Source organism: Aeromonas sp. 603757, assembly GCF_049171255.1.
Taxonomy (GTDB): Bacteria; Pseudomonadota; Gammaproteobacteria; order Enterobacterales; family Aeromonadaceae; genus Aeromonas; species Aeromonas veronii_A.
The window spans coordinates 61730-74834 of sequence record NZ_JAAKOE010000023.1 but is presented as its reverse complement, the minus strand read 5'-3'; the positions used below and the strand labels follow the sequence as shown (position 1 = coordinate 74834).

General features: G+C 60.2%; 10 protein-coding genes and 1 tRNA gene. 3 read left to right on the top strand and 8 right to left on the bottom strand.

Annotation, left to right across the window (positions count from 1 at the left end):
- Positions 1-5 precede the first annotated feature (5 nt).
- Positions 6-82, bottom strand: a tRNA-Met gene (locus G5332_RS18285).
- Between the two features lie 196 nt (positions 83-278).
- Here G5332_RS18285 and glgX point away from each other — a divergent pair.
- Positions 279-2342, top strand: coding sequence for a glycogen debranching protein GlgX (gene glgX, locus G5332_RS18280; protein WP_421259562.1), 2064 nt, complete (start codon positions 279-281; stop codon positions 2340-2342).
- Positions 2343-2409: 67 nt separating this feature from the next.
- Here the strand turns inward: glgX and G5332_RS18275 are convergent, their stop codons facing one another.
- The 3 genes from G5332_RS18275 to G5332_RS18265 all read right to left on the bottom strand — a co-directional run bounded on the left by G5332_RS18275 (position 2410) and on the right by G5332_RS18265 (position 6076).
- The gene (locus G5332_RS18275) at positions 2410-3129 is read right to left on the bottom strand and encodes a hypothetical protein (RefSeq protein ID WP_151285685.1); all 720 of its coding nucleotides are present in this window, start codon (positions 3127-3129) and stop codon (positions 2410-2412) included.
- 168 nt (positions 3130-3297) lie between these two features.
- Positions 3298-4935 carry an ATP-dependent endonuclease gene (locus G5332_RS18270; protein WP_216953487.1) on the bottom strand — a complete coding sequence of 546 codons (1638 nt, stop codon included), beginning with the start codon at positions 4933-4935 and terminating at the stop codon, positions 3298-3300.
- Positions 4936-5197: 262 nt separating this feature from the next.
- The gene (locus tag G5332_RS18265) at positions 5198-6076 is read right to left on the bottom strand and encodes a helix-turn-helix domain-containing protein (RefSeq protein ID WP_216978884.1); all 879 of its coding nucleotides are present in this window, start codon (positions 6074-6076) and stop codon (positions 5198-5200) included.
- Between the two features lie 168 nt (positions 6077-6244).
- Here G5332_RS18265 and G5332_RS18260 point away from each other — a divergent pair, with 168 nt between their 5' ends.
- The gene (locus tag G5332_RS18260) at positions 6245-7162 is read left to right on the top strand and encodes a DMT family transporter (RefSeq protein ID WP_167574347.1); all 918 of its coding nucleotides are present in this window, start codon (positions 6245-6247) and stop codon (positions 7160-7162) included.
- A gap of 69 nt (positions 7163-7231) precedes the next feature.
- Positions 7232-8098, top strand: coding sequence for a LysR family transcriptional regulator (locus tag G5332_RS18255; protein ID WP_421249908.1), 867 nt, complete (start codon positions 7232-7234; stop codon positions 8096-8098).
- Positions 8099-8174: 76 nt separating this feature from the next.
- On the opposite strand, the gene G5332_RS18250 is transcribed toward G5332_RS18255, so the two are convergent.
- The 4 genes from G5332_RS18250 to G5332_RS18235 form a co-directional block, all read right to left on the bottom strand.
- Positions 8175-8951: a TSUP family transporter gene (locus G5332_RS18250; RefSeq protein ID WP_005333472.1), complete on the bottom strand. Its 777-nt coding sequence runs from the start codon at positions 8949-8951 to the stop codon at positions 8175-8177.
- A 203-nt stretch (positions 8952-9154) separates the two neighbouring features.
- On the bottom strand, positions 9155-9910 hold the full coding sequence (locus tag G5332_RS18245) for a tRNA-uridine aminocarboxypropyltransferase (protein ID WP_042055853.1): 756 nt from the start codon (positions 9908-9910) through the stop codon (positions 9155-9157).
- A 173-nt stretch (positions 9911-10083) separates the two neighbouring features.
- Entirely contained in the window at positions 10084-11295 is a 1212-nt protein-coding gene (locus tag G5332_RS18240) for an ROK family transcriptional regulator (RefSeq protein WP_164536668.1), read from the bottom strand.
- Between the two features lie 130 nt (positions 11296-11425).
- Positions 11426-13093 (bottom strand): methyl-accepting chemotaxis protein, encoded by a 1668-nt coding sequence (locus G5332_RS18235; protein WP_103251177.1) that lies wholly within the window; start codon positions 13091-13093, stop codon positions 11426-11428.
- Positions 13094-13105 lie beyond the last annotated feature (12 nt).

Here is a 13105-nt window from a genome sequence, read left to right as displayed (position 1 = left end):
AAAGTTGGTTGCGGGGGCCGGATTTGAACCGACGACCTTCGGGTTATGAGCCCGACGAGCTACCGAGCTGCTCCACCCCGCGTCTGAGGTCGCCAATAATAGGCGCCAGCGCACAGATTGCAAGTAAATATCTCAAAAAAAGTTTATTCGTAGATTAATCAGACAGAGAGTGAGGACATTAGCAGCATCATGCTGTTTTTTCAGGCAATAGAGTCAAAGCCACATACCAGGCACTATACTCAGTGAGATGAACACTCCTCATTTTGGGTAGGTATGATATGCGCATCTCCGCCGGTCACTGCCGTCAGTTGGGGGCGACACCCGACAACCGCGGCGTCAACTTCGCCATCTGGGCCCGCTTGGCCAGCCGGGTAGAGCTGCTGCTTTTCTCCAGTGCCGAAGATGATAGTCCCGAGGTAATTCCCCTCTCCCCCCGTTTCAACCGAACTGCCTACTACTGGCATATCCATATTGAAGGACTCCCCATCGGGCAACGCTACGCTTACCGTATCCAGGGACCATGGCGTCCCTATTGTGGCACCCGCTTTGATGGTGACAAGGTTCTGCTCGATCCCTATGGGCGCAGTATTGAACTGGGCCCCAACTATGACCGATGGGCGGCTGCACGCCCCGGCAGCAATATGGCTTGCTGCGCCAAAAATCGGGTAGTCGATACCCGCCACTACAACTGGGAAGGAGACAAACTGCCTGCTCACTCTCTCTCCCGCTCGGTGATTTACGAACTCCATCTGGGGGGGTTTACCAACTCCCCGAGCTCCGGGGTTGATCCTGCATTGCGGGGCACCTATCTTGGATTGATTGAGAAGATCCCCTATCTGCAATCTCTCGGAGTCACCGCCGTTGAACTGCTGCCGGTGTTTCAGTTCGATCCTCAGGATGCTCCCAGGGGGCTATCCAACTACTGGGGATACAGCCCCATGTCCTTTTTCGCCCCCCATGCCCAGTACGCCTGTGGCGATGATCCGCTGACCGAATTTCGCGATATGGTCAAGGCGCTGCACAGGGCCAATATCGAGGTGATCCTGGATGTGGTCTACAACCACACCGCCGAGGGGGGAGATGATGGCCCCACCTTCTCGTTTCGCGGCATCGACAACGAGGCCTACTACATCCTCGACAACAACCAGAAGGACACCAACTACTCGGGCTGTGGCAACACCTTCAACGGCGCACACCCGGTGGTACTGCGGATGATCATGGACAGCCTGCACTTCTGGCGCCAGGAGATGCACGTCGATGGCTTCCGGTTTGATCTGGCTGCCATTTTGTCGCGGGATGAATCGGGCCAGCCACAGGCCAATGCCCCGACCCTGCGCACCATAGATACCGATCCCAAGATCGCCGATATCAAGCTGATCGCCGAGGCCTGGGATGCAGGGGGGCTCTATCAGGTGGGATCACTCGCCGGCGCCCGCTGGCGTGAGTGGAACGGCCAGTTCAGGGACGACGTACGCCGGTTTCTGCGCGGGGATGACAACAGCGTCACCGCCTTTGTCGAACGGCTGTGCGGTAGCCCCGACATCTACCACTATCACCACGCCGATCCCGAGAAGAGCATCAATTTCGTCACCTGCCACGACGGCTTTACCCTGTGGGACTGGGCCAGCTACAACAACAAGCATAACGAGGCCAATGGCGAGCAGAACCGTGATGGCTGTGATCACAACTTCAGCTGGAACCACGGCCATGAAGGGGTAGCGGACGATCCCCAGATCAATGCCCTGCGCACGCGCCAAGCCAAGAACATGATGGTGGCAACCCTGTTATCGGTGGGATCCCCGATGCTGTTGATGGGGGATGAACTGCTGCGCACCCAGCACGGCAACAACAACGGTTACTGTCAGGACAACGCGACCTGCTGGATGGATTGGCAACCAACTCCCCGCAGCCAGGAGATGTTCCGCTTCATGAAGGAGCTGATCCAATATCGCAAACATCTGTTCCAGCGCCCGGAGCAGGAGAGCATGCCACTGTCGCTCACCGAAATCCTGCGGCACAGCGAGATCTGCTGGCACGGAGTCAATGCCATGCAGCCAGACTTCAGTCCCCACTCCCATGCCATCGCCATGTCGGCCCTGTCAAGCGAAACCCGACTGGCCCTTTACGTACTGTTTAACGCCTACTGGGAGCCCCTCACCTTCAACCTGCCCAGCCCGCCCAAGGGAGTTGGCGGCTACTGGCGGCGGATCCTCGATACCGCCCTCCCCTCACCGCAAGATATCTGCACTTTCGGCATGCCACTGGAAGGGTTGACCAGAGAGTATCTGGCCCAGCCACGCAGCAGTTGCCTGTTTATCTGCGGGGCCGATGACTTCTATTGATTCTCGAGAGTCAGATATGAAAAAGCCCCGGGCCTTGGCTCGGGGCTTGCTCTTTTCAGTACCAGTGTCAGATCAGCTGGTACAGCACGCTGGTAGCGGCGATCTGGGCGATAAGCAGGCCACACAGGGAAGTGGAAACCACCACAGGCGCGGTATCACGCTGCAAGTAGAGCGGGCTGAACCAGAGCAGCAGGGAAGCCACCAACAAGGCAGCCTGTGTCACCACCGCCGGGATCAGATCATCGAGATTGGCTTCAGCCCCTTGCCAGCCCACCAGCACGGCCAGCCAGATAAGGCTGGCCATGGCGCCCGCCAGCGCAGCCAGCGGCAGAAGAGTATTAAACGCCTTGAGGCGGTGACGGGCTCGCAACAGCATCAGGTGAGCAAAGGCCGCTCCCAGCATCACCATCTGCAATAAACCGCTCACCCAGCCCTGCAGCTGCAGCAGCCCGAAGCCATAAACAGCGAGTGGCAACGCCGGTAGCCAGAGCAGCGTTGAGGGGACTGCACGCTTGCCCTCCAGCCGTGACTGGGCCAGCGACAAGCCGACCCCGAGCACCAGTGCGGCACCACCACTCCAGATCAGCCAACTGGCCGCCTTGGCCTCTACCGCCAGCATCAAGGAGAGCGCGGTAATGACCCAGATGGAGAAGAGCTGCTGAGTGATGCGTGAGCGCTGGCCGGGGCAGATATCACCGCGCCATAACACGATACCGAGGGCAATGAGGGCACCAAGTGCCATCAAGCCGGTAAGGGGAAAGAGCCAAAGTGGGAGTTGGACGAACATGACGCCTCCAGCAGCAAGAATTCGGGAGCGCCACCGGGGCGCCAGAGAAGAGTGGGCGAGTATACCCAAACCTGCGGCTATCCCCAATCACGACAAACAGACCGGCAAAAAATGAGCAGATGCCCCGAAGGTCATGATGCAGCCGACAGGCCCATTATCACACCGACTTCACACCTGACCGCGAGCCAGTGCCACTACCCGCGCAAACATCTGACGCAGCACGGGAGGAATATGCTCGGCACCAAGCCGCTCGGCTTCTTCCACCACCGCCAGTGCCATCCCCGGCTTGCTGCGGTGATGAATCGCCTTATTGATGATATGACTGGCACTCCACATGGCTCGTCCGCCCACCCCTGCTTCCCGCCGGAACACGGCTTCAAAACCATTGTGATAGAGGTAATGTTCAATGTCAGAGGCTGGCAACTGAGTCAACCGATCCCGTTCCCGCTCCCCTTTGAGTTGGCCCCGGGCCGAAGCAGCATACTTGAGCCCCGCCTCGTCGCCATCGGTCAACAGGTGCCACTCGATACCAAAATCCCGCGCCACCTTGATCAGCGGTGACTGGCCGCACTGGGCAAACTCGATAATCCGCACCCCTTCGGCCCGCAAACTGTAACCACAGATCTGGGCCAGCTCGGAGAGCAGCCAGATCTCGGTCTCCCCCTCCACCAGCAGCCAGCAACGGGCAAACAGCGACATGGGGCGGTTGATCCGCACGTGGAAGGCGATCTTGCGCAGATCGTCGCTGCTGTAACGCTCGCCCCCCAGCTGGTGACAGAGGATATCCTGCTGACGGCGCACCAGTCGTCGCACCTGATTGAGCGGCAGGGAAGAGAGCAGATCTCCCGAGTTGGTGGTGAGCAGCTTCTGGCCCGGCAGTTGTTCCAGCAGCCCCCACGCCAGCGCCAGCATGGTCGGGTGCAGCCGGCTCTCAGGATCCTCTAGGATCATGATGGGACGGGCCCCCTCCTCCAGCTCGCGATTGCCTCGCGCCTGCAGCAGGGTCGCCGCCATCCCGGCCATCGCCAGTTGCAGGGTGCGGTTATCGGCATGGCGCAGCAGGGTGTGCAGGTTGCCAGGATTGCGCAACGTCATGGGACGATTGATGATGTCACGCTGGCTGCGCGGTTTGTTCTTGATGGGGGCCAGAGCGTTGAAATAGTGATCCATCAGCTGGCGCACTGCTTGCAGCGCCTCCTTCAACTCCGGCTCCCCGATGCGCTGGGGCTCATCGATCAGCTTGTCGGCCAGTTCACTGAGTCTGTGCTCCGAGAGATCTCCCCACTGCAGGGTTTCCACCCCGTTGCGGGCACTGCGAGCGTCCCGCAGCCGGAACACCGGGTTCATGGTGATCAGCAGGCTAACCAGTTCGTTAGTATTGGCAATAGGCAGGCTCTTGCCCACCCCGTCGAGAAAGTCGTGAATGGTGAGCACAGAGCCATCCGCCTGCAGCTCGGCACTGGCACGATAGTGGATGCGATGAAACTTGTCCTTGTGCAGCACCCAGGAGGCGCCAAGACGAGCCAGACGGCGAGAATGCTGGCACATTTGTGGCCTGTGCTCACTGAAGGTGAGCACCAGTTGCAGATGACGCGAAGGGGCCAGCTCGGGATCTTCCGGTTGGTGAAAATCATCGGCGGTGAACTGATAGGGCTCGGCATTTTGCCCCAGCAGACACCAGAGCGCGCGCAACAGGCTCGACTTGCCCCAGGTATTCTCGCCAATCAGCACTGTGGTGTGATCCAACCCGAGCGAAAGACGATTTATACCGCGAAAACCTTTTACTTCAATACGTTCCAGAAACATCCTGCAATGTCCACGTCACTCAGATTGAGCAATAGTGGCAAAGTTAACTGGAAAATCCTATCGGCAGCCGGGCTTTTTCAACGTGAACTGTGAGGCACTGCAGGTTCGGGAGGGGTGACGACAGCGGTGCGATCTTGCGGGGCATTCCAGTGGCTGAACCAAAGGTGACGGGTACGGATTTGACGTTTGCGATAATTCAATGGGCATTCCTTTCAATGGATAAGTGGTAGAGAGTACACCTCTTTTGCCCAAAGTCTCAGGCTTATCTGTGACGGGAAGATGACAATTGCGCCCGCCACTGCCCCGGCGTCAAACCAAACGCCTCGCGAAAACGATTACCGAAATGGGCCTGCGAAGAGAAGCCACACTGACTGGCGATGCTGGCCAGCGGCTCGGGGCCAGTCAACAGCTGCTTGGCCCGTTTGAGCCGCAGCCCCAGCAGGTAACGGTGGGGCGGGCAGCCGAGACTCTGGCCGAACATGCGGGCAAAGTGATACTCGCTCAGCCCCGCCTGCTGGGCCAGCTCTGCCAGCGTGACCGAATCGGCCAGATGGGCCTGCAGATACTCCTGCACCCGCTTGATCACCACGGGCGCCAGCCCGCCGCGCAGAGGCGGCAGACCGGGAGCCTCCTCGGTGTGGTGGCGATAGGCGTGGAGGATCAACATCCAGGCGCCGTGGGAGAGTGCCAACCGATCGACCCCTTGCTGCCACTGAAGCTGCATCAACTGGCGCTGCACCAGCGAAGCCGCCTGCGGATCGTCGATAAAGGTCTTGTCCACCAGTTGCAGGTGGCGCCCCTCCTTGTCACACACCTCCTCGGCGATACGGGTGAGGTGAGCCGGGGTGAAGTAGAGATGAAAGAAGCGAAACTCTTCGCGCACCAGCCACTCGGATCTGTGGTGATCCGGCATGATGCACACCTTGCCGGTGCCGCCGTGGCCACCCGGCCCATCGAGTCGCTCGGTCTGCTCGCCTCCTTGCAGATAGACGCTCAGGGTGTGGTGGCCCGGCTTGTGATAGCGGGTCTGGTCATAGCAGTTGCGCCAACTGGCGACGCCAAGCCCGGGTTCGAGCCAGCAAGCGTCGTCCAGCCGGGCGCCGGTGCTGACCAGAGCATCAAATACCCCTGCTGTTTTCATTCGCCCCTGCCGCCTGTTCCGGTGTAAGTGTTATGTCGCTGCCACCCATCTTACCGACCGCGCCCGCAGATGACAGCGCAGGGCGATGAAAAACCGCAAGATGGTGCAATCCAGCCATCAGGGCTTGCCCCATAGTGGGTCATCTCTCCCTGACTCACCGGAACAGTGATGAACCTGATGCTCTATCTTGCCACCGTGCTTATCTGGGGCAGCACCTGGATTGCCATCGCCTGGCAACTTGGCCCCATCCCCATCGAGGTGTCGGTGCTCTACCGCTTCCTGCTGGCTGCGGTGGCACTGTTTGCCCTGCTCACCGCCAGCGGCCGCTTTCCGCGCCTGCCGTGGCATGGCCAGCGCTATGCGGCGCTGCTCGGTGCCCTGCTCTTTTCCACCAATTTTCTCTGTTTCTACCACGCCACCCGCTATATCCCGAGCGGCATGTCGGCGGTGATCTTTGCCAGTGCCAGCATCTTCAACGGCCTCAACCTCTGGCTGTTCGAGAACAAGCGCCCCACCCTGCGCTGGCTGCAAGGCTCCTTGCTGGGGCTCTTTGGCACCCTGCTGCTGTTCTGGCCGGTGCTGGCGGATGCGCAACTGGGTGCAAACGGCTGGAAGGGGCTGCTGCTCGCCTGCGGCGGCACCCTCTGCTTTTCGCTGGGCAATCTGGTCTCGGCACGGGGCCAACGCCATGGCTACCACGTACTGCAACTGGTGCCCTGGGGCATGGTTTACGGCGTGGTGCTGTTGCTGGGCTGGGTCATATTGCTAGGCCAACAGCTGGTGGTGCCGACCGATGGCCACTATCTGGTGGCCATGGTCTACCTCGCCCTGTTTGGCTCGGTGATCGCCTTTACCGCCTATCTGACGCTGGTGGGGCGCATCGGTGCCAGCAAGGCCTCCTACGCCACCGTGCTCTTTCCATTGGTGGCGCTTACCCTCTCCACCTTCTATGAAGGCTTTGTCTGGCAGCCGGTCTCGGTGGCCGGAGTGGTGATCAGCCTGATCGGCAATCTGGTGATCTTCGCGCCGCCCTTGAGCGAATGGCGCATTCGACCGGCCAAGGCAGCAAACGACCCTTGCTCCTGAGCCAGTCAGCCCCTAAGGTAGCGCTGATCAATCTGTGACGATCCTGATGGCGATAAACAAGGGGGCGAGATGTTACTGGAAGGGCTGGAGACGCTGAGCCTACTGGCAAGTGAAGGAACCATGGCCAAGGTGGCCAGTCGCCTCTATATCAGCCAGTCGGCGGTGAGCAAGCGGATTGCCCAGCTGGAGCAGCGCCTCGGCAAGAAGCTGATCGAGCCGGAGGGGCGCCAGATCCGCCTCACCCCGCAGGCCAAGGAGCTGCTTGAGCGAGTGGCCCCGAGTCTGGCCGAAATGAAAGGGGTGCTTGCCGATAGTCAGGATCTGGCGGATCAGAGTCCTCTCCCCATCGCCTGCTCCGAAACCCTGCTGGCGGGTTATCTCGCCCACTTCATGCGCGACTATCTGGAGCACGATCCCCACCTTGCCCTCTCTACCCACCACACGCCGGTCATTCTGGCGCGGGTGCGCAGCGGTGATGCCCTGCTCGGCATCTGCGCCGGTCGGCTCCCACCCGGCCATGGCCTCGGCGCCGATCTGCTACTGGAAGAGCCCTTTTATCTGGTTGGCGAGGCGCAGCAGAGCCTGCCGCCAGCCAGCGCAGAAAGCAGGCGCAAGATCCTCACCATGGATCTGGAGAACCCCTCCAACCGCTACCTGCGCGAACCGCTGGCAGATATGGGATTGGAGCCCACCATGGAGCTCGACTCCTATCTGGCGCTCATCGAACTCGCCAAGGCAGGCATTGGCCCTGTGCTGCTCCCCGCTGGCCTGCTGGGGCTGGTGGGAGAACAGGGGGAGATGGCGCGCCCACTACCCGGGCTGGGCCGTCCCCTGCATCTGGTCTACCGGCCAAACAGCCTAAAGCGCGAGCGCATTGCCAGGCTGGTGAGCGCCCTGCACCAACACTTTAGCCACCGCAGCGACACGCCGTGCTAGCCGTGTAAAACACCTGATATGACAACGGGGCCCAAGGGCCCCGTTAACAATTGCGATGCGGCAAGCAAGGCGCACATCAGATCCAGGCAAACAGCTCCGGATACTGGCTCCAGACCAGCTTGGCAGACATCAGCAGGGAGACGGTCACCAGCAGCGGCTTGATCAGCTTCACCCCTTTTTTCAGCACCATCTTGGAGCCGAAGCGGGCGCCGATAAACTGCCCCAGCGCCATGCAGAAGCCGACACTCCACACCACCTTGCCACCGAGCGCAAAGAACAGCAGGGAGGCGATATTCGATGTGAAGTTGAGCAGCTTGGTATGGGCGGTGGCGCGCGCCATGCCAAAGCCCGCCAGCGCCACGAAACCGATGGCAAAAAACGAACCTGTGCCCGGCCCGAAGAAGCCGTCATAAAAGCCGACACCGCCCCCCACCAGCAGCGCAAACAGCATGGGAGTCAGACGGCGGGAGCTCTCGGCATCGCTTACCCGCGGCGAGAAGTAGAAGTAGCAGGCAAAGGCCATCAGCAGGAAAGGGAGCAGGCGCTCGAGAATGGCGGCGTCTATGGTCTGCACCGCCAGCGTGCCGATAGCCGCACCGATAAAAGTGCAGATCACCGCAGGCCAGATCATGGCCCACTCCAGCAGCCCCTTGCGGGCATAGAACCAGGTGGCGGAGAAGGAGCCAAAACTGCTCTGCAGCTTGTTGGTACCGAGCACCAGCGCCGGGGGCATGCCGGTGGCCAGCAGGGCCGGCACCGTCAACAGGCCGCCGCCACCGGCGATGGCATCGATAAAGCCGGCGACAAGCGCTACACCGAACAGGGCAAACAGGGTAACCAGTTCCAATTCCATCCATAGACCTCACGAGAGTGGGTTGCCCGAAGGGTCGAGCAACCGGATATAACCAAAACGACGTTGTGCGGGGGGCTGCACAGGCTGTCCGCTATCCTAGCGGGCCACTGACCATGAATCTAACGAAACAGTGGCAGCCAATTGATTCCTGATTTTCATTAATTTGAGCGGCCACGTCCCTGGCCCAACCCTCAGAGTGCCCGTTAGCAAGCCGTTGAAGCGACGTTCGCTTCCTTGATGGCCGCCAGTGCCTCACAGAGATGATCCTCATCGGCACCGGGGAAACGGCTGACCCGACCGGCCATGTAGCGGCTGCTGAACAGATTGAACCAGTGCTGCAGTGCCTGCCCCGCCTTGAGCTCTCCCGCCACTTCCAGCACGCAGGCTGCCACTTCGGCGGTGCAGAGGTGCTCCTCGCTGTTGGCCACCCGCATGCCGTAGGTGGAGAGCGCATCGGGTTTGATGGCAAGCACCGGAAATCCGTCCAGGTAGGGGCTCTTGTTGAACATCTTGCGCGCCTCCGGCCAGGTGCCATCGAGCAGGATAAAGAGCGGTTTTTTACCCGGTGTCAGCGTCACCTCGCCGGTCAGGCGGGCAGGCTCCTTCTCGCAAGCGGGAAAGACCACATAGGGCTGCCAGGTGGGATCGGCCAGCAGGGCCAGCAGCTCGGGATGGGGTTGGGTGCGCGACCAGAGAAACGCCCAGGTGGTATCCGGCAACACATCGGCGATGAGGCGACCGGTGTTGGAGGGCTTCATCGGCTCGCTGTCATACATCAGCAGGCAAAAGCCCGCCTCCGCTTTGAGCTCGGGGCGCCACTCGCAGGCACACCAATCCTCGCGCAGCTGACAGGCCGGACAGCGGGCCAAGGTGCCGCCACGGGCAAGAAACGGTCGGGTAGAGATACTCTTGCGCCAGGCCCGCAGGCGGTTGACGGCGTGATCAGGAACAGGCTTCATCTAGGTTCACAACTGGAGTCAAAACAGGAACGGCAGCGGTGCCAACATGTCATGGCGCCACAGGGCGCGATAACAGGGGGCTGCCGGAAAAGCGCAAGATTGTACCGAGTTACGCGCTGGCGGAACAGCAATCCCTGCCCCTTTCGCCAGACGCAGAGCCAACTCCTCTTGTCTTACGACTCCTGACAGCTGCGCAGCAGCTCCAGCAACAGGCTGCCATCGCGCAGTGCCTTGTGCACCTGCACCGAAGTGGGCTTGGTGGGATCTTCGTAGAAGTGGGTCGATTCAATCTGCAGCCGCACCAGATATTCGGCGGGCAACTGGCTGGCCAGCGACTGGTGCAGCATGGGGAACAGCAGCCGATCGGCACGGGTGATCTCGCCCCCGAGCAGCAGCTTGCCCGGATTGAGCAGGCAGATGAGATTGGAGAGTACCTTGGAGAGGCGACCCGCCGCTTGATGGAGAATATCCTGACAGAGGCCGTTGCCCGCCAGCGCCAGCTCGCACAGCTCGCGGATGGTGACGCTCTCGGGCAAGTCGTGCTCCTGCATCCGTTCGCGCAGATCCCGGTATTGCGCCTCCAGCGCCTGATTGGTCACTAGGGTGCAGGCACAACCAAAGCCGCCACAGTAGCAGCGCTGGCCATAGGGCTCGAGCTGCAGGTGGCTGAGATCCCCGAGCAGCGCATTCTCGCTCTCGATGAGCTGGCCATTGACCACCATGCCAACCCCGATGTCGTTGTGGACAAACACCAGCACCGCATCGGCGCAATTTTTGGCGGCCCCCCACTCCCGCTCTGCCTGGATCCAGGTGCGCACATCACCACTCACCAGCACAGGTACCGAGAACACCTCCTGCAAGGTCGGCCCAAGCGGCCAGTTGCGCAGATCATAGAAGGGGAAATGTTTGACCATACCGGAGTGACGCTCTACCTGTCCGGGTAGACAGAGAGCGATACAGGCCAGATTGAGGGACTTTCTCGGCAAGAACCCCTGGATCGCATGTACTAAGCTGCCCAGCAGGTCGTTACGCTCAAGCTCGGTAAAGAGATGGCGATGGCGGGCCAGGGAGCGGCCTGAAAAGTCGAACAGCGCCATATCCACGTAACCACGACCAAGACGCATGGAGAGAAACTGGAAGCGGCGCTCGTTGATGCGCAGCAGGGTCTGACGACGACCGCGCCCCACCGAACTTTCGCCACAGGTCACCACCAGACCACCATCGAGCAGTTCCCGGGTGATCTTGGTGATGCTGGCAGGCGAGAGGCCGGTCAGGCGGGAGAGATCGGTGCGCGACAGCTCCTTGTGCTCCTCCAGACTGGCATAGACCAGGCCATAGTTGAGCTGACGGATCAAATCGATACTGCCTTTCACGATCTCATTCATAGGGTATGGATTAAGGGCTGAAACTGGGGCCACCGATTTTCACACATTATTGCTCGATCCCCAAATAAAGCGCGGTCTGAACCGGGGTTCAGACCGCATTGTTGAGTGAATATCACCGAGATGGTCGGGCTCAATAACGGAACTGGGAGACCAGTTTGCGCAATTTGTCACCGGTATTGGCCAGATCGCGGGTGGTGCTGTTGGACTCCATGGCTGCGTCGGTCAGCTCGCTGACGATCTGCTGGATCGCTACCAGGTTCTTGTTGATCTCCTCCGACACCGCATGCTGCTCTTCGGCGGCGGTAGCGATCTGGATATTCATATCGTTGATGGTACTGACCGCCATCACCATGCTGTCGAGGGAGCTGGCAATATGGCTTGCCTCCTGCACCGTCTCCTGACTGCGATCCTCGCTCGCCTGCATCACATCCACCGCCTGCTTCACCCCCCCTTGCAAGCGCTGGAGCATCTCATTGATCTCTTTGGTGCTCTGTTGGGTACGACCGGCCAGCGAACGCACTTCATCCGCCACCACCGCAAAGCCGCGACCCTGCTCACCGGCACGGGCCGCCTCGATAGCGGCATTCAGCGCCAACAGGTTGGTCTGCTCGGCAATGCCGCGAATGACCTCCACCACCGAGCCAATCTTGGCGGTCTCTTGGGCCAACTGTGCGATGACGCCAGCAGCAGTATGCACCTCCCCCACCAGTCGGTTGATGCTGTTGATAGCCGTACTGACCACACCACGAGCTGCGTCGGACTCACGGGCGGCATCACTGGTTGCTGTCGCGGCATTGGAAGCACTGGCCGCCACCTCCTGGGCAGTGGAGCTCATCTCGGTCACCGCAGTCACCACCTGATCGGTTTCCCGGCTATGGCCATGCATCTGCTGGTCATAGTGCTCGCTCAGATGGTGCAGCTTGTCAACAGCGGTGAAGAGATGGTTACTGGTCTCGCCAACCTGACTCACCACCGACTGGATCCGCTCGACAAAGCGGTTGAAGGCGCTGGCCAGCTGGCCAATTTCATCGTCGCTCTGCACCTTGAGGCGCTGGGTGAGGTCCCCGTCACCATTGGCAATATCGTTCAATGCCAGCACGGCATCAGCCAGCGGCTTGGTAACCCGATTCCCCACGATCACGGTCGCCGCCAGGGTGACACCCAGGATCAGCAAGATCACCAGCACACTGCTCTGCAGCGACTCGTGCATATTGCTTTCACGCTCGGCGCGCAGGGCCGCCAGCTCGTTGTCGATGTCATCGATATAGAAACCGGTACCGATAACCCACTGGTATTTGTCGAGCGCAATGTTGTAGGCGAGCTTGGGAGCATCACGACCAATGGAAGGTTTGGCCGTCCAGTACTCGGCAAAGCCATCCCCCTGACGGGCCACCTTGATAATGTCCTGGATCAGCAACTTGCCCTTGGCATCCTTGTCGTTCCAGCGATTTTTTCCCTCCAGCTCGGCACGGGTAGGCAGCAATATAGTGTTGCCCTCAAAGTCATAGACAAAGAAATAGCCATCGCTGCCGTAACGCAACGGCCTGAGCAGCTCTTTGACCTTCTGACGATTTTCCGGAGAATCCGGCTGTGCATAAACGGCATCGACGGCGGTTTTGGCCATCATGATGTAACTGCTGAGCAGCGCTTTACGCTCCTTGATGGCATTCTCCCTCGCCACCACCAGCTCAGACTCCAGGTCGCTCTTGGAGACCATGTAGTTACTGAGATTGACCACCAGGGCCATCAGCAGCACGGGTACTGCACCCAATAACAGGATTTTCTGTTTTAGCGTCATCTTTCACATCCT